Origin of the sequence: Glycomyces sp. YM15, from assembly GCF_016918015.1 — a bacterium.
Taxonomy (GTDB): Bacteria; Actinomycetota; Actinomycetes; order Mycobacteriales; family Micromonosporaceae; genus Glycomyces.
This window is the reverse complement of record NZ_JAERMK010000007.1, coordinates 115,675-131,297: the sequence shown is the minus strand read 5'-3', so window position 1 is coordinate 131,297 and position 15,623 is coordinate 115,675. Positions and strand designations below refer to the sequence as shown.

Below are 15,623 nucleotides of genomic sequence, written 5' to 3'. Positions count from 1 at the left end.
CCGTGAGGTCTGCCTGCGCTTTCATAGCATCACTTGGCTGAAGTGCGGGGTCACAGTGCGGCCGCCAGAGCGCACTAACCCGAGGTTCAAGCGGGCGGCGACAAAAGGGTCGCATGGTGGTGAGGTGTGCGGTGCGGCTGCCCGGTAGCGATCCACCCGGGGCGGAGCCTGGCACCGATGATCTGCCGGTTTCCCTGCGTCCCAGGCGAAGTGGGGGCGGGGCGTGAGTGTCCCTCATGGAATGTTCACCCGGTTGGGTGATGACACCGCTACAACATTCTGTCATCATTGAAGCACGAACAAGGAACCGAAAACAGGCAGGACATTCGAGAATCGGTGAGGAGGCGAGACCCATGGCCGCATGCAACACCCACACCAGCCCGGTCGCTCCGGTCCTCCCCGCCGCCTCGCTCCTCTCCGCTTCCCCTGACCGCCGCTCCCAGGCTGCGGCGATCCGCTCGACCCTCGATGAGGCCGCCGCGGGGATCAACGCCTTTCACGCCCAGGTCCTGTCTGCGGTGATCGCGATGAAGGAGGCGAACCTGCACCGCTCCGAGTTCGGGTTCTCCGCCCTCCGCGACCTCCTCCTGTCCCAGTTCGACTTCACCTTCAACACCGCCAGCGCCATCGCCGCCATCGCGCGGCTGTCGGGGAAGTTCCGTCTTCTTGCTTCGGCGGCGGTGTCGGGGCAGGCCCGGATTGACCAGGTCGCCTACGCCGTCCGCCAGCTCGACCAGACCCCGGCCATGCGCCTGTTCGCCCGCACTCCTTTCACCGCCCCGGTCGTCTCCCCCTTCGACCCCGAGACCCTCTGCGCGACGCCGGAGGCGATGGTGGTCGAGTACTGCGCTCATGCTTCCTTCAAGGACCTGCAACGTCACCTCGAGGGGCTGTGGGCCGCGATCGCCGGAGAGACTGAGCTCCTTGATGGGCTCGGCGAGCAGTCGATGCAGCGCCTGGAGTTGATCGAGTGCGGCAATGGCATGTGGGCGCTGGAAGGGCACCTCTCGAATGCGACCGGACGGATGCTCGACAAGTACCTGCAGACCGCCTGCCCACCACCCCGCCAGGACGAGACCGACGCTGAAGGTCTGCTGCCCCCGCAGGCCAACCGCCACGCCGAGGCCCTCCACCAGCTCCTGGCCGGGTACGGGTCCTCCCCGCAGGCCGCGACCCGCCACGGGCACACCGCCACCCTCGACCTGACCGTCGACATCGAGACGTTGCAGGGCAAGGACACCGGGCGCCTCCCCCTCCTGGAAGGCCAACCGATCTCCCTCGCCCGGGCCCGGCTGCTGGCCTGCGAAGGCCTCGTCATCCCCTCGGTGTTCAACTACGCCAAGGGGGAAGCGGTCGAGCTGGGCCGGGCGCTGCGCCTGCCGAACGCGGCCCTGCGACGCAAGCTCGAGCTTGAGCAGCCAGGCGGGTGCGCTTGGCACGGTTGTGACCGGCCCATCGCCTGGACCGAGGCGCACCACATCACCCACTGGGCCGACGGCGGCCCCACGGTCGCGGAGAATCTGATCCTGCTGTGCCGGTTCCATCACGGACGCATCCACACCCCGGGCTGGTCGGTGGAGAAGACCGGCCCCGGTCAGGCGATCATCACCCACCACGACGGCCACGAAGGGCACGAAGGCCTCCACGGCCTCCGAGGCGGCCAAGGCCAGGGCGGCACCGCCGGTGCCTCGGCCGGTGGCTCGGCCGGGTGCGGGTGCGCCGACTGGCGCACCGATGCCGACATGGACGCCGAGCATGCAGGCTCGGACTGGGACGTGTTCCCCACCGGGCTCTACCGCACCGAATGGTCCGAGACCTTGAAGCCCGACCTCGACGGCATCGCTGAGGCCATCGACCGCGACCGGGCCATCAAAGCCATGCGAGCGGCGAAAGCGAAATGCCGAGCGACGTTCGGCATACGCGACGCCTCAAGCGCCGAAGTAGCAGTCGCGGCGCCCGCACCACCGGCATCGACAGCGACAGCTGCAAGGTCAGCGACAGCCGACTACGGCGACCCGCCGTTCTTAGGCTGCCCCAGCAGGCGACTGCTGGGGGAAGCGCCGCACACACCACGCAGCGCAGCCCGAACCCCAACAGGGGCCGGGCCCCTCAGCATGCCCACACCAGGAAACCCACCCCACCCCAGCCACACACCCCACCATCGCAGCCGGACTGAACCCCGACCCGACCAGGCCGAGAGGCCGGAGACGAACCCAAGCCCCCATACACCCCATCGTCGCCGCCAGCCTGGACCCCGAGCCCGATCAGGCAGGGAAGCCGGAGGCAGACCCGACCCCTCCCTCACCTCTTCATCGCCGCCGGCCTGAACCCCGGCCCAATCCGGCCGGGGGCCGGAACAGGACCCGGTCCCACCCTCACCTCTTCATCGCTGCCCGCTTGAACCGCATCGGTATCGAACCTCGGGACCGCAGCGCTGCCCGCGCCACTCCACGCCCGGAGAGGTGCGACAGGTCTGATCGCTGCCAAGGATCTGCGAAGCCGACCTTACGCTGATGTCGCACCGTGCCGTTGCATTCTCGACCTGGACAACTCGACTTGGAAGGCCCTCTCGGACATGCCCTGCCGACGCCGGGACCTTCCGATTGGACGAAGCGGACCTCGCCTGAACATCATCTGAAAATATTCTCCGTAGTCTTGCCTTCACTTGAAGTTTTCTGCCAGTATGAGCCGATCGGGCCAGTAGGTCAAAACCGCCACCCGATCCCCCGCGCCTTACTGGAGGAGCCCATGACGCATCCCCGCCGGACCGTGCTCGCAGCCGCCCTCGGCGCCGCCGCGGCCGCCGCCACCGCGATCCCCGCGCAAGCCGGTGGCGCCTCGAGCGAGAAGCGGTTCGTCAAGCGCCGTTTGAAGGCCATGACCCTCGAGGAGAAGGTCGGCCAGCTCTTCACCGTCTACGCCTACGGGCGCACGGCCGACACGAGCGACCCCGCCGACGTCGCCAAGAACCAGGAGACGCACGGCGTGAACAACGCCGCGGAGCTCATCGCCGCCTACAAGGTGGGCGGCATCATCTACTTCGCCTGGTCGAACAATGTGGCCGACCCGGACCAGATCACGGGCCTCTCCAACGGGCTCCAGGCCGCGTCCACAGCGGACGGCGAGCCGCTGCTGATCGCCACCGACCAGGAGCACGGCCTCGTCGTGCGCATCACCGCGCCCGCGACGCAGCTGCCCGGCGCGATGGCGCTCGGCGCGACCCACGACACGACCACCGCCTACGAAGCGGCCGTCATCAGCGGCACCGAGCTGCGCGCGATGGGCCTCAACGTGAACTTCGCGCCGGACGCGGACGTCAACGTGAACCCGGCCAACCCGGTGATCGGCGTGCGCTCCTTCGGCTCCGACGCCGCGCATGTCGCCGGGTTCGCCGCCGCCCAGGTCGAGGGCTACCAGGCCCGGGGCGACCTCGCGGCCACCGTGAAGCACTTCCCCGGGCACGGTGACACCGAGGACGACAGCCACACCGACCTGCCGCAGATCGACCACACCTACGAGGAGTGGCAGGAGGTCGACGCACCGCCGTTCCGAGCCGCGATCGACGCGGGGGTCGGAGCGATCATGAGCGCCCACATTCAGTTCCCCGCCCTCGACCCGACCCTGACGCCCGCCACCCTCTCGAAGCCGATCCTCACCGGGCTGCTGCGCGAAGAACTGGGCTACGACGGCGTCATCGTCACCGACTCGCTCGCCATGGAAGGCGTGCGTGAAGGCTACGGCGACGACCGGATCCCGGTGCTGGCGCTGCAGGCCGGGATCGACATGCTGCTCATGCCCGTGGACCTGGACCTGGCGTACAACGCGGTGCTCGCCGCCGTCGCGGCGGGCGAGCTCACCGAGCAGCGCATCGACCAGTCCGTGACGCGCATCCTCGGACTCAAGTACCGGCTCGGACTGTACGACGACCCGTACGCCGACCCTGACGAGATCCCCGCGATCGTCGGCACCGCCGCGCATCTCGAAGCGGCCCAGTCCCTCTCGGACCGGACCACGACACTCGTCCAGAACGACGGCACCCTCCCGATCCCCACCGACGGCGGACCGCTGCTCGTGACCGGCTGGGGCGAGACCACCACGAACCTGCTCACCGCCGAGTTCACCAAGCGCGGCTTCACCCCCACCCGCGTCGTCACCGGGATCGCCCCGACCCCGGCGCAGATCGACGCCGCCGTCGCCGCCGCGGACGGCAAGGGCTTCATCGTGGTGAGCACCAACGGGGTCGGCGCCAACCCCGCCCAAGTGGACCTCGTCGATGCGCTCGCGGCGACGGGCGTGCCCGTAGTGGCCCTCGGTGTCCGGAACCCGTACGACATCGCGCACCTCACCGAAGCCGTGAACGCCTACCTCGCGACCTACTCGTACTCGGCGGACGGGCTCGAATCGGCCGTCGCGGTCGTGCTCGGCCATCTTGCCCCGCAGGGGAAGCTGCCCGTCGACATCCCCCGCGCCGACGACCCCGAATCGGTCCTGTTCGGCTTCGGCCACGGTCTCTCGTACGAGTGAAGGGACACCCCATGCAGCGCAGAAAGCTCCTCGGGAGCGCACTGGCCGGGGCCGCACTCGCGACCACCGTCGCCGTCCCCGCCCAGGCCGGAGGCCGGCGGGTCCGCACCGGCATCGAAGTCCTCGCCGAGGACGGCTTCGCCGCGCTCGCGGGCCAGCGCGTCGGGATCATCTCGAACCCGACGGGCGTGCTCCCCGATCTGAGCCACGAAGTGGACCTCATGCACGCGAGCGGCAAGGTCGACCTCGTGGCCGTGTTCGGCCCCGAGCACGGCTTCCGCGGGGTCTCGCAGGCCGGGGAGGGCGAGGACTTCTTCCTCGACCCGAAGACCGGGATCCCGGTGTACAACGCGTACAACAACAAGGACCGGATGGCCGAGCTCCTCGCCGACACCGGGGTCGAGACGCTGGTCTTCGACATCCAGGATGTCGGCTCGCGGTTCTACACCTACATCTGGACCATGTACCTCGCACTGGAGGCGGCGGGTCAGCTCGGGCTGCGGTTCGTCGTGCTCGACCGCCCGAACCCGGTCACGGGCCGGGAGGCGAGCGGGCCGGTGCTGCACCCCGAGCACGCCACCTTCGTGGGCCTCAAACCGATCGCGCAGCGGCACGGCATGACCGTTGGCGAGCTGGCGTCGCTGTTCAACGGCGAGTTCCTGCCGGCCCCGGCGGACCTCACCGTGGTGAAGATGCGCGGCTGGACACGGGACATGCACTTCGAGGAGACGGGCCTGCCGTGGGTGGCGCCCTCGCCGAACATGCCCACGGTGGACACCGCCGTCGCGTACCCCGGGACCTGCCTGTTCGAGGCCACGGCACTGTCCGAGGGGCGCGGGACGACGAAGCCGTTCGAGCTGCTGGGCGCGCCGGGGATCGATCACACGTGGGCCGAGGCGGTCCAGGGGCTCGCGGGGGCGCGGTTCCGCGAGGCGTACTTCACGCCGACGTTCTCGAAGTGGGCCGCCAAGGTCTGCGGCGGCGTGGAGCTGCAGGTGACCTCGCGGCGCGAGTTCGATCCGATCCGGACGGCGCTGGCGATGATCATCGAGCAGCGCAGGGCCTTCCCTCAGTACGGGTGGCGTTCGCAGGACACGACCTCGTTCTGGCTGGACAAGCTGACGGGGAATCAGGCGGTCCGCCTGGCGATCGAGGCGGGCGCGGACGTCGACGAGGTGACGACGCTGTGGGCCGCCGATTTGGATGCGTTTTCCGAGCAAAGAGAGTCGTATTTGCTCTATCGCCGCACCGCTTAGTGATGGCACGATAACCAGGAGACACGAATGCAGCGTCGAACCATGCTCGGGGGCGCGGCGGGGGCGGCGCTGGCGCTCGCGTTCGCCTCCCGTGCCAACGCCGAGGAGATCCCCTCAATGCCCGAACTCACCGGCCCGCCAGCGGCCGGCCCCTACGACGTGACCTTCCCTGAAAGCCCTGTCCGACTGCGGTACGGCACCTGCCGGGAGGCCCGGCTCACCGCCGCCCACATCGCCCGCATCGCTCCCGGCCTCGAGGCCTTCACGGAGGGAGCGGCGCCGGCGTTCCCCGGCTACACCGTCCTCGCGGCGCGTGACGGGGTCGTGGTCGAGCACTCGGCGGGCGGCCACCGGCTGCGCTACTCCGGTTGGGACGAGGCGACGAAGAGCGCGATCGAGCTGCCGAAGGACGAATGGCTGCCCGCCGAGGCGGACACGGTCTACGACCTGGCCTCGATCTCGAAGCTGTTCACCGCCACCGTGACCGGCGCGCTCATGGACGAGGGGCTCATCGACCTGAAGCTGCCGGTCGTCGAGTACCTGCCCGACTTCGACGCGTTCGACCCGCAGAAGACCCCGATCACCTTGGGGCATCTGCTGTCCCATACCTCCGGGATGATCGCGTTCATCAACTTGTACGGCCTGCCCGACGAGCAGGCCCGCATGGAGGCGATCTACGCCCGGCCGCTGCGGCGCCCGCCCGGGAGCGGCTACGAGTACTCCGACCTCAACCTGATCGTGCTCGGCAAGATCCTCGAGCTCGTGGCCGAGAAGCCCCTGGACGCCCTCGTCGACGAGCTCATCTGCGGGCCTCTGGGGCTCGAGGACACCGGCTACAACCCGGTCGACCGGGCGCGGACCGCTGCCACCGAGTACCAGCCGTGGACGGGCCGCGGGATGGTGCACGGCGAGGTGCACGATGAGAACGCGTGGGCCTTCGGCGGCGTCGCCGGGCACGCGGGCGTGTTCGCCACCGCGTGGGACCTCGCGGTGTTCGGGCAGATGATCCTGGGCGGCGGCCGCTACGGCGGCGCCGAGATCCTCACCGAGAACACCGCCCGGTTGGTCTTCACCGACATGAACGCCGGCATGGGCGAGGGCGCCGCGCGCGGTCTGGGCTGGCAGCTCGGCCAGCGCTGGTACATGGACGCGATGAGTTCGCCGGTCACGGTGGGCCACACCGGGTACACCGGGACGTCCATCGTGCTCGACCCGCTCGCCGGGACCCTGCTCGTGCTGCTCACGAATCGCGTGCATCCGACTCGCAACTGGGGCACGGCCTCCGCGTACCGGCGGGCGGCGAGCCGTCCGATGGGACGCGCGGTGCCGGTGCGGATCAAGGACCGGGCCTGGTACGCGGGCCAGGCGGACGCCGCGACTGCGACGCTGACGGGGGTGCTGCCGCGCGCGGTCTCGGGGGCGAGGGTCTCGTTCAAGCTCTGGTACGACACGGAGTCGACCGATGTGGCCGTGCTGGAGTCGAGTCCGGACGGCGCGGCGTGGGCGCCGGTGCCGTTGGATCTGCGCACTGAGGACCACTGCTGGCGGACCGAGGGCGGGTTCTCGGGGTTCGCGGGTCGGCAGTGGATCGACGCGGAGGCGGCGCTGCCGGAGGGGACGACGCGGGTGCGCTGGCGGTACACGAGCGACCCGGCGTATCAGGGTCGCGGCGTGTACGTCGACAAGGTGCGGGTGCGTGAGGGCCGCGCCCTCGTGTGCGAGGACGCGGACCTGGTGCCGGACGGCTGGGAGCTCGTAGAGGACTGAGCGCCGCGCCTCGTCGACTACATGGCTCGGGGTGCGTAGCGTTCGGCGAGCCGGTCCATGGTCTTGTCGATGTCCGCGTCGATGTTCTGGTGGTCGGGGTGGGCGTCGTACCAGTCGACGACTTCGCGGGCGCCGAGCCGGTACGGGGTGGCGCCGAGGCCGAATTCGGGGACGAGGCGTTTGACCTTGGCGTTGTCGAAGACCATGGAGTGGGCTTTGTCGCCGAGGAGGCCGGCGCCCCAGCGGGGGTCGGCGGCGGCGATGGCGTCGCTGGGGACGTGGACGAGGTTCGCTTCGGCGCCCGCGGCTTCGGCGACCCAGGAGAAGATCTGGTTCCAGGTGGGGGCTTCGTCGCCGGTGATGTGGAAGGCCTCGCCGATGGCTTCGGCCCTGCCGAGGAGGCCGGTGAAGCCGACGGCGAAGTCGCGGGCGTGGGTGATGGTCCACAGTGAGGTGCCGTCGCCGTGCACGATCACGGGCTTGCCGGAGCGCATGCGGTCGACCACGGTCCAGCCGCCGTCGAAGGGGAGCATGGTCTCGTCGTAGGTGTGCGAGGGCCGGATGATGGTGGCCGGGAAGTCGCGGTCGCGGTGGGCCCGGACGAGGAGGTCCTCGCAGGCGATCTTGTCGCGGGAGTACTGCCAGTAGGGGTTCTTGAGCGGGGTGGACTCGGTGACGGGCAGGTAGGCGGGCGGGGTCTGGTAGGCGCTTGCGGAGCTGATGAACAGGTACTGGCCGGTGCGGTCGGCGTACAGGTCGATGTCGCGCTGGACCTGTTCGGGGGTGAAGTTGACCCAGTTGACGACGGCGTCGAAGGTGCGGTCGGCGAGCGCGTCCCGCACCGACTGCGGGTCGTTGGCGTCGCCGGTGAGGAGGGCGACCTCGGTCGGGAGGGTCCGCTCGGAGGTCCTGCCGCGGTTGAGGACGGTGACGTCCATGCCCTGGCGCACGGCCTCGCGCACGCAGGAGGTGGAGATGCGGCCGGTGCCGCCGATGAACAGCACGCTGACGGTCATATGGAGCCCCTTTCGTCGTTTCGACGGCCCCACCCTACCTGTGTCAACGGCGGCGGCGCTTGGTGCGACGGAATGATCGGTTCTCGCCGCTGAGCAGGGCCCCGGCGACGAAGCCGAGCCCGCCGAGCACGATCACCAGCAGCACGGCCATGCCCTGTCCGACGATGATGGCCAGGCCCAGGAGCATTCCGGCCAGCAGTCCAACGTACGACGCGCGCATCGCGCCTCCTCAGTGTCGGGGACCGCGAAGGGAGCGGTCTGATCCACTGTGGGTACCCGGGCGGGCGGCGGCGAACCTCGGACTGGCACTAGTGGACGCGGGGCGTGCGGCGGGCGCGTTCGCGGCGCGGTTCGTCGACGAGGACGCGGACGGTGATCTCGCCGTCGGGGAAGGCCGTCCTGACCGCTTCGGTGAGGCTCCCGGCGGCGTTGACGAGCGATGCCGCGTCGGCCCGTGGGTCCACATTGGCGCGCAGTTGCACGAGCTGGCCGCCTCTGAGCTCGGAGCGGCGGCTCGTGACGCGGTCGACCGGCGCGCTCCGTTCGAGGTCGTCGCGCAGCCGCGGCACGATCGAGCGCGCGTCGAGGTCGATCCGGTCGGACCCGCTGGAGGCCAAGGCGACTCTGCCGTCGGCGCGGCGCGGGAGCCGCGCGAGGAGCCACCACAGGGCGAAGGCGGAGAGCGCGACCGCGGCCGCGAGGGCGACCCACGGGAACCAGCCGGCGTCCACCGCGGCGTCCACCTCGCCGGTGTCGAGGCGGGTCCACATGCCCGCGAGGTCCCAGCGCCAGTCGACGACGGCGGCGCCCGCCGCCAGGAGCAGCAGGCCGATGACGGCGGTCGCGGGGCGGTCGGCTTTCGGCGTCGTCATCGGTTCGCCTCCTTGGCCTGCACCACGATCTCGACCTCGGCGATCCCGTGCAACCGCGCCCCGACCGCTTCGAGGATGTCGGCGACGGCCGCTTCGTGCTCGGGGGCGAGCAGGGCCTTCACTTTGAGGCGACGGCGGCGCATCTCGCTGGCGGCGTGGAGCACGCCGGGCGTGCGTTCGGCCGCGTCGGAGGCGAGCGCTTCGACGGCGCGGGGCGAGACCCAGAGGTCGCCGATGCCGTCGACGGGCAGGTGGCTGCGGCGGGCGGGGAGGAACGCGGCGACCAGGAACCACAGGCCGAGCAGGGCGGCCGCGATGCCGCCGGTCAGCACCCAGACCGAGGGCCGCGGGTCGTCAAGGACGGCAAGGGCGGCGCGCAGCCACGAGTCCGCGCCGGTCCAGCCGCGCTCCGAGGCCGCGTGCTGCGCGAGCACCGCGGCGAGGCCGATGAGCAGCAGCGCGGCGAGGACGGCGAGTGTGGAGACGACCGGCCGGCGGCGGGGATCGCGGAGCTTCACAGGACTCTCCGTTCGGCCCTCTCGGGGGTGTCGACGAGATGGACCACGACGTCGAGGGCGACCAAGTCGTAGCCGGTGATCCGGGCGGTCTCGGCGCGCACGCGCCGGGTGACTTCCCGCGAGACCGCTCCGACGGGGCCGGGCCAGGTGACGCCGACGTCCAGTCGCGCCCAGATCCTGCCGTGCCTGACGGTGGCGTGGGCGCGCGGGCGGCGCGAGGCGGCGGTGCCTCCGCAGGATCGCGCGGCGCCTTCTAGGACGTGGACCACCGCGGTGTCGGCCAGGCGCAGGGCCCCGCGCTCCTCAGCCGACCGATCGGAGCCGGAGCCGGGGAGGTCCGCGAGGGCGAAGGCGTCCTCAGTCACGGCGGCCTCGGAAGCGCTCGCGGAGGTCGATCTCGCCACTGAGACTGCCGGCGACCGCGAAGCCTATCGCGCCGAGGACGACGGCGAGCAGGAAGCCGGTGAAGCCGCCGCCGATGACGGCCAGCGCCAGCAGCAGTCCGGCCACCAGGCCGGCGAAGGAAGCCTTCATTGGTCAGTTCTCTTTCCTCGGTTCGTCCACGTCTTCGATGGTGACGGCGACGGTCCGCCCGCCGGCGAGCGGCGCGACCGCCGTCCGGACGGCGGCTGCGGTCCGCGGGATGTCGGCGTCCCAGCCGACGGCGATGTGGACCTCGCAGGTGGTGTCGCCGAGGCGCAGGCCCAGGACGCGGCGTCCGGGCAGCAGGACGGCGACCTCGCTCTGCACGCCGCCGTGCAGGTCGCTCACGCCGGGTACGGCGCGGACTGCGGCGGCGATGGCGTCGACGTCGGCGGCGAAGTCGTCGGTCGGCATCCGCCCGGCCCCGCTACTCAACCCTGGGTTCGCCCTCGGGCTCGGCGTCCGCTTCGTCTGGGAGGTGCACGTCGTGGACGACGAGGTTGACCTCGGTGACCTCGAGGCCGGTCATGCGCTCGACCGAGGCGATGACGTTGCGGCGCACGCCCGCGGCGAGATCGGCGATGGCGACGCCGTATTCGGCGACGACGTCCAGGTCGACGGCGGCCTGGCGTTCGCCGACCTCGACGGAGACGCCCTGGCCGTAGTTGGTGCGTGAGCCGGGGATGCGCTCGCGGAGGGCGCCTACGGCGCGGCTTCCGGCGCCGCCGAGCTGATGCACGCCTTCGACTTCGCGGGTGGCGATCCCGGCTATCTTGGCGACCACCTGGTCGGCGATCACGGTCTTCCCCTGGTCGCTGGCGAGCGGGCCGACATCCTCGGTGTCGGTCGCGGTGCGCTTCTCTGTCATCACTGACCTCCCCTGTCACGGTCCATCGGTCACTGTCGCACAACCCTCGGGGGACTGTCACGGGAAGTGATGAACTGGCCCGGGGGTCTTATTCTCATGCTTTATCGAAGGAGTTGACTTTATCGATTACCAGTGCCATCATCGGAGGCATCCCGACCTTCTGGAGGCCCCCATGCGTCGCCGTTCGCTCTTCACCGCCGCCGGCGTCGGCGCGCTCGGTTCGGGGGCCGTCGCCTCCGCCGCTCAGGCCGACTACTCGACCACGGTCGACCCCGGCACCGACTGGGGCGCCTGGGAGGGCTGGGGCACCTCGCTCGCCTGGTGGGGCAGGGCCTTCGGCGATCGGAACGACCTCGCCGACATCATGTTCACCAGGAACAACGTGTCCTTCGGCGGCGCGACCCTGCCGGGCCTGGGTTTGAACATCGTGCGCTACAACGCGGGCGCGTGCTCGTGGAACTCGATCAACGGCGAGTCCATGGTGGTCTCGCCGAACATGATGCGCTCGCGCCAGATCGACGGCTACTGGAAGGACTGGAACTCCAGCGACCCGGCCTCCTCCAGCTGGGACTGGTTCGTCGACAGCGCCCAGCGCAACCTCATGTGGAAGGCCCGCGACCGCGGCGCGAACCTCTTCGAGCTGTTCTCGAACTCGCCGATGTGGTGGATGTGCGTCAACCACAACCCCTCCGGCGGCTCGGACGGCAACGCCGACAACCTCCAGTCGTGGAACCGGCAGCAGCACGCCGTCTACATGGCCACCATCGCGAAGTACGCGCACGACAACTGGGGCGTCGACTTCGACTACGTCGACCCGTTCAACGAGCCGATCGCGACCTGGTGGACGGCCACCGGCACGCAGGAGGGCTGCCACTTCAACGTGGCCACCCAGTCGGTCGTCATCGATCACCTGCGCGCCGAGCTGAACGCGCGCGGGCTGTCGTGGATGGCGGTCACCGCTTCGGACGAGTCGCTGTACGACCAGGCCGTGAGCACCTGGAACGGGCTCACGAGCTCCGCCAGGGGCAAGATCGCGAAGGTCAACGTCCACGGCTACCAGTACGAGGGCGGCAGGCGCGACTCGGTCTACAGCGCCGTCAGCGCGGCCGGGAAGAAGCTCTGGAACTCCGAGTACGGCGAGAACGACGCCTCCGGGATGCGCCTGGCGCGCAACCTGAACCTCGACTTCCGCTGGCTGCACCCGACCGCGTGGTGCTACTGGCAGGTCCTCGACGGCGGCGGCTGGGGCATCATCGAGGCCAACAACGAGACCGGCTCGCTCGGCTCCGCGAACGCCAAGTACTTCGTGTTCGCCCAGTACGTCCGCCACATCAGGCCCGGCATGCGGATCATCGACGGAGGCGAGGCGAACACCGTCGCCGCCTACGACGCGAACGCGCGTCGGCTCGTGCTCGTCACCACGAACTACGGTAACGCCCAGACGATCACGTACGACCTCTCGCGCTTCGCCACGGTGCCGAACGGGACGGTCACGCGCTGGTCGACCCAGACCGGCGGTTCCGAGCGGTACGCGCGGTACACGGACACGCAGGTCGCGTCCAAGCGGTTCTCGCGGGCGTTCCCGGCGAACACCGTGCAGACCTTCGAGATCGAAGGCGTGGTGCTCTAGATTCGCCTTCCGACCGGCGCGTTCTCCGGCTGTTCTCGGTATGGTCGTCCCGTGCCGAATTCAGCCGGAACGCGCCCCGTCACCCTTCGCGACCAGGGGTCCCGCACCTTGATTCCGGATCTTGCGTGCTCGACCCCAGCCGCCGACCTATCCTGCGAGGGAGGCCCCGGAGGGGCCGTCGAATAGCACGAAAGCGATGCTATTGGAGGTAGTGATGCGATCACCGTCCTCGCCGTCAGTCCACAACGGACGGCACGAGAAGCAATCTCACCGCAAACGTCCAATGCCTCGGCTGCTGCTCGAAGCAGCAGGGGTCATGACGCTCGTCTTGGGCGTCATCGCGACTTCGCCCGCAGGCGGAGAACGAACGCAAGATCGGGAAGTCACCCACGACTTCGTCCTGGTCGACTTCCAGCCGCTCGACACGGGCGACGACGACGCCATGATGGAGGAGTCCGACGCCCCGGTCGACTCCGCTGTCGAACCGGAGGAGACCGACACCGAGGCATCGGAGGAGCCCTTCGAGAACTGCGACGAGGCCCGCGCCGAGGGCGAGGCGCCCGTCGACGAGAGCCACCCGAGGTTCGGCGAACACCTGGACGCCGACAGCGACGGCACGGGCTGCGAGAACTGGTCCGGGCCTGCGCAGGCTCCCGAGGGATCTCAGTACCAGAACTGCGCCGAGGCTCGCGCTGACGGGGCGACTGACATCAAGCCAGACGAACCTGGGTACGCCGAGCACCTGGACGGCGACAACGACGGTATCGCTTGCGAAAGCTAGTGCCGCTGTCGCGAAACACAGCAGCGCCGCTCGCCCGTTGGGTGAGCGGCGCTGCTGCTTGGGAACTGGCGACGGCGCCGCCCGGGAGCGGCACCCGCGCAACAGGGTCCCCGGACACGCCGAACGGGACGGCCGTTCGGCCGTCCCGTCGTGGTGATCCGTCGTCCTAGCGGTAGGCGGCCTCCGAAGGCTTCGGAGCCACCGCCATGGCCCAGATGCTGAAGACCGCGAGAGCGATGATCAGCAGCGACCAGAACGGATAGAACGGCAGGTACAGGAAGTTGTTGATCAGCACCAGGCACGCCAGCGTGATGCCGAGGACCCTCGCCCAAGTGGACCCGCTGAAGAGCGCGAAGCCCACGAGCGCCGTGATCACGCCGAGGATGAGGTGGACCCAGCCCCAGGCGGTGGTGTCGATGTTGACCACATAGTCCGCGACCTCGGTGTAGAACTCATCGGTGGCGATCCCGAAGATGCCCTCGATCGCCTGCCACACGCCGATCATGATCATGCTGACCGCGGCGAACATCATGCCTCCGGCGGCCCAGGCCGCCTTCGATTCCCCGTCCATCTCGACCTCCTCGTGAAGGACTCGCCCTCACCGTAAGCCCGATGCAGCCGTTGTCCAGGTGGAACGCAGAAGTTTCGGCGGAACCGGGCCGCCGGGCGCCGCGAGCGACGCCCGGCGGCCTCGATCACGAGAGGATCGGGTCGAGGGCCTCGAACCAGTTGGCGGCGAGCTTGACGTAGCCGTCCTCATCAGGGTGGACGCCGTCATAGGTGTCGACGGCGGGATCGAAACCGGTCCACTGGTCGACCACGACGATCGGGGACTCAGGCGTGGTCTGGCCGGCGGCCCAGGCCGGGATCTCGGCGTTGAAGTCGATCGCCCGCTGCGGGCAGTCCGTGCAGCCGAAGGACGCGTCCGGGTGCAATGGGATGATCTGGGCGACCAGGATGACGGCGTCCGGGTTGAGTTCGCGCAGGTCCGCGACGATCTGGGTGTAGGCCGCGAGGATCTGGGCGGGCGGGAGGTTCGACCAGACGTCGTTGGTGGCGAAGTGCATCATGAGCACGTCGGGGGTGTTCTGTTCGAGCCAGGCGCGGACGTCGCCGTTCGCGACCGACTGAGTGACCTGGTAGCCGCCGTGGCCTTCGTGGTCGGGGTCGGAGCCCGCGGGGTTGCAGGCCTGGGAGAGGGAGCCGACGAAGTCGATCTCGTGGCCGGCCTTGTCGAGGAGGTCCCAGAGGTTGCCGCGCCAGCAGCCGGGGCTGCCGGTGATGGAGTCGCCGAGGGGCATGATCCTCACGGCTTCGCCGGGCGGCTCCTCGGTCGGGGTCTCGGTCGGGTCGGTGGGGGTCTCGGTGGGGTCGACCTGGCCGTCGCAGAGGTCCCCGTTGACCGAGATGGCCTGCGGGGCGGCGGTGCTGCCGGAGCCGATGAAGCCGAAGACCTCGCGGGTCTGGCCGGAGCCGATGGCGGCGTTCCAGCCGACGTCGGCGCCGGTGAAGTCGGTGCCGGCCTGGTTCCAGTCGACGTTCCAGGCACTGGAGACCTGGGTTCCTGCCGGGAAGTCCCAGGTGATCTCCCAGCCGTCGATGGGTTCGGCGGCGGTGATCGAAACGTTCGCCTGGAACCCGCCGCCCCAGCTGCTGGCGATCGTGTACTCGACTTCGCAGCCGTCTTCGGCGTGGGCCTGGTTCGCGGTGGCGATCGTCAGCGCCCCCGCTCCGAGTGCCGCGACCGCGGCGGTGGTGGTGAGGGCCAGCCGCCTGCTTCGTTTGCTTCGCATATCGCTACGTCCTTTCGGGAGCGCTCCCGGAGATCGTAGCGAGGTTTAATTTACACAGTCAAGTATATGAATGTGCTGAAGAGCTTGCTTTGCTGATCATGGGGGCCTATCGCACGTTCGCGAGGGCGTGCGGGGCAAGGGTGCGCGTCATTGGAACCCGCCGGCCGCCGGCCTC

At 69.7% G+C, this 15,623-nt stretch carries 16 protein-coding genes; 6 read left to right on the top strand and 10 right to left on the bottom strand.

All coding sequences use genetic code 11. The annotated features are described in order from the left end of the window. Positions 1 to 353 precede the first annotated feature (353 nt). The 4 genes from JHY01_RS10115 to JHY01_RS10100 all read left to right on the top strand — a co-directional run bounded on the left by JHY01_RS10115 (position 354) and on the right by JHY01_RS10100 (position 7,547). The gene (locus tag JHY01_RS10115) at positions 354 to 2,327 is read left to right on the top strand and encodes an HNH endonuclease signature motif containing protein (protein WP_205325511.1); all 1,974 of its coding nucleotides are present in this window, start codon (positions 354 to 356) and stop codon (positions 2,325 to 2,327) included. Positions 2,328 to 2,748: 421 nt separating this feature from the next. Further along, on the top strand, positions 2,749 to 4,524 hold the full coding sequence (locus JHY01_RS10110; protein WP_205325510.1) for a glycoside hydrolase family 3 protein: 1,776 nt from the start codon (positions 2,749 to 2,751) through the stop codon (positions 4,522 to 4,524). Positions 4,525 to 4,535: 11 nt separating this feature from the next. Beyond that, positions 4,536 to 5,780 carry an exo-beta-N-acetylmuramidase NamZ domain-containing protein gene (locus JHY01_RS10105; RefSeq protein ID WP_205325509.1) on the top strand — a complete coding sequence of 415 codons (1,245 nt, stop codon included), beginning with the start codon at positions 4,536 to 4,538 and terminating at the stop codon, positions 5,778 to 5,780. A gap of 27 nt (positions 5,781 to 5,807) precedes the next feature. Further along, positions 5,808 to 7,547 carry a serine hydrolase domain-containing protein gene (locus JHY01_RS10100; RefSeq protein WP_205325508.1) on the top strand — a complete coding sequence of 580 codons (1,740 nt, stop codon included), beginning with the start codon at positions 5,808 to 5,810 and terminating at the stop codon, positions 7,545 to 7,547. 17 nt (positions 7,548 to 7,564) lie between these two features. Here the strand turns inward: JHY01_RS10100 and JHY01_RS10095 are convergent, their stop codons facing one another. From JHY01_RS10095 to JHY01_RS10060, 8 genes are all read right to left on the bottom strand, one after another. After that, positions 7,565 to 8,563, bottom strand: a complete 999-nt coding sequence (locus tag JHY01_RS10095; protein WP_205325507.1) for an SDR family oxidoreductase — start codon at positions 8,561 to 8,563, stop codon at positions 7,565 to 7,567. A 43-nt stretch (positions 8,564 to 8,606) separates the two neighbouring features. Next, complete coding sequence (locus JHY01_RS10090) at positions 8,607 to 8,783, bottom strand: hypothetical protein (protein ID WP_205325506.1); 177 nt, start codon at positions 8,781 to 8,783, stop codon at positions 8,607 to 8,609. An 88-nt stretch (positions 8,784 to 8,871) separates the two neighbouring features. Further along, positions 8,872 to 9,435: a hypothetical protein gene (locus tag JHY01_RS10085; RefSeq protein WP_205325505.1), complete on the bottom strand. Its 564-nt coding sequence runs from the start codon at positions 9,433 to 9,435 to the stop codon at positions 8,872 to 8,874. Then, entirely contained in the window at positions 9,432 to 9,953 is a 522-nt protein-coding gene (locus JHY01_RS27695; protein ID WP_205325504.1) for a DUF6286 domain-containing protein, read from the bottom strand. Before JHY01_RS27695 ends, JHY01_RS10085 begins: the two co-directional genes overlap by 4 nt. Then, complete coding sequence (locus JHY01_RS10075) at positions 9,950 to 10,318, bottom strand: hypothetical protein (protein ID WP_205325503.1); 369 nt, start codon at positions 10,316 to 10,318, stop codon at positions 9,950 to 9,952. Before JHY01_RS10075 ends, JHY01_RS27695 begins: the two co-directional genes overlap by 4 nt. Further along, the gene (locus JHY01_RS10070; protein ID WP_205325502.1) at positions 10,311 to 10,487 is read right to left on the bottom strand and encodes a hypothetical protein; all 177 of its coding nucleotides are present in this window, start codon (positions 10,485 to 10,487) and stop codon (positions 10,311 to 10,313) included. Before JHY01_RS10070 ends, JHY01_RS10075 begins: the two co-directional genes overlap by 8 nt. A 3-nt stretch (positions 10,488 to 10,490) precedes the next feature. Beyond that, the gene (locus JHY01_RS10065) at positions 10,491 to 10,790 is read right to left on the bottom strand and encodes a hypothetical protein (protein WP_205325501.1); all 300 of its coding nucleotides are present in this window, start codon (positions 10,788 to 10,790) and stop codon (positions 10,491 to 10,493) included. Between the two features lie 13 nt (positions 10,791 to 10,803). Beyond that, positions 10,804 to 11,244 carry an Asp23/Gls24 family envelope stress response protein gene (locus JHY01_RS10060; protein ID WP_205325500.1) on the bottom strand — a complete coding sequence of 147 codons (441 nt, stop codon included), beginning with the start codon at positions 11,242 to 11,244 and terminating at the stop codon, positions 10,804 to 10,806. Positions 11,245 to 11,416: 172 nt separating this feature from the next. Here JHY01_RS10060 and JHY01_RS10055 point away from each other — a divergent pair, with 172 nt between their 5' ends. Both JHY01_RS10055 and JHY01_RS10050 read left to right on the top strand, forming a co-directional pair. Beyond that, a complete protein-coding gene (locus JHY01_RS10055; protein ID WP_205325499.1) occupies positions 11,417 to 12,874 on the top strand; it encodes a glycoside hydrolase in 1,458 nt (485 codons plus the stop codon). A 316-nt stretch (positions 12,875 to 13,190) separates the two neighbouring features. Next, complete coding sequence (locus JHY01_RS10050; RefSeq protein ID WP_205325498.1) at positions 13,191 to 13,655, top strand: excalibur calcium-binding domain-containing protein; 465 nt, start codon at positions 13,191 to 13,193, stop codon at positions 13,653 to 13,655. 166 nt (positions 13,656 to 13,821) lie between these two features. Here the strand turns inward: JHY01_RS10050 and JHY01_RS10045 are convergent, their stop codons facing one another. Beyond that, positions 13,822 to 14,226 (bottom strand): hypothetical protein, encoded by a 405-nt coding sequence (locus tag JHY01_RS10045; protein ID WP_205325497.1) that lies wholly within the window; start codon positions 14,224 to 14,226, stop codon positions 13,822 to 13,824. Positions 14,227 to 14,350: 124 nt separating this feature from the next. Then, the gene (locus JHY01_RS10040; RefSeq protein ID WP_205325496.1) at positions 14,351 to 15,448 is read right to left on the bottom strand and encodes a cellulose binding domain-containing protein; all 1,098 of its coding nucleotides are present in this window, start codon (positions 15,446 to 15,448) and stop codon (positions 14,351 to 14,353) included. Between the last annotated feature and the right edge of the window lie 175 nt (positions 15,449 to 15,623).

Bases quoted from the DNA above. Each gene is read 5' to 3' on its own strand.
- JHY01_RS10115 (WP_205325511.1), top strand. From the start codon at position 354: ATGGCCGCATGCAACACCCACACCAGCCCGGTCGCTCCGGTCCTCCCC.
- JHY01_RS10110 (WP_205325510.1), top strand. From the start codon at position 2,749: ATGACGCATCCCCGCCGGACCGTGCTCGCAGCCGCCCTCGGCGCCGCC.
- JHY01_RS10105 (WP_205325509.1), top strand. From the start codon at position 4,536: ATGCAGCGCAGAAAGCTCCTCGGGAGCGCACTGGCCGGGGCCGCACTC.
- JHY01_RS10100 (WP_205325508.1), top strand. From the start codon at position 5,808: ATGCAGCGTCGAACCATGCTCGGGGGCGCGGCGGGGGCGGCGCTGGCG.
- JHY01_RS10095 (WP_205325507.1), bottom strand. From the start codon at position 8,563: ATGACCGTCAGCGTGCTGTTCATCGGCGGCACCGGCCGCATCTCCACC.
- JHY01_RS10090 (WP_205325506.1), bottom strand. From the start codon at position 8,783: ATGCGCGCGTCGTACGTTGGACTGCTGGCCGGAATGCTCCTGGGCCTG.
- JHY01_RS10085 (WP_205325505.1), bottom strand. From the start codon at position 9,435: ATGACGACGCCGAAAGCCGACCGCCCCGCGACCGCCGTCATCGGCCTG.
- JHY01_RS10070 (WP_205325502.1), bottom strand. From the start codon at position 10,487: ATGAAGGCTTCCTTCGCCGGCCTGGTGGCCGGACTGCTGCTGGCGCTG.
- JHY01_RS10065 (WP_205325501.1), bottom strand. From the start codon at position 10,790: ATGCCGACCGACGACTTCGCCGCCGACGTCGACGCCATCGCCGCCGCA.
- JHY01_RS10060 (WP_205325500.1), bottom strand. From the start codon at position 11,244: ATGACAGAGAAGCGCACCGCGACCGACACCGAGGATGTCGGCCCGCTC.
- JHY01_RS10055 (WP_205325499.1), top strand. From the start codon at position 11,417: ATGCGTCGCCGTTCGCTCTTCACCGCCGCCGGCGTCGGCGCGCTCGGT.
- JHY01_RS10050 (WP_205325498.1), top strand. From the start codon at position 13,191: ATGACGCTCGTCTTGGGCGTCATCGCGACTTCGCCCGCAGGCGGAGAA.
- JHY01_RS10045 (WP_205325497.1), bottom strand. From the start codon at position 14,226: ATGGACGGGGAATCGAAGGCGGCCTGGGCCGCCGGAGGCATGATGTTC.
- JHY01_RS10040 (WP_205325496.1), bottom strand. From the start codon at position 15,448: ATGCGAAGCAAACGAAGCAGGCGGCTGGCCCTCACCACCACCGCCGCG.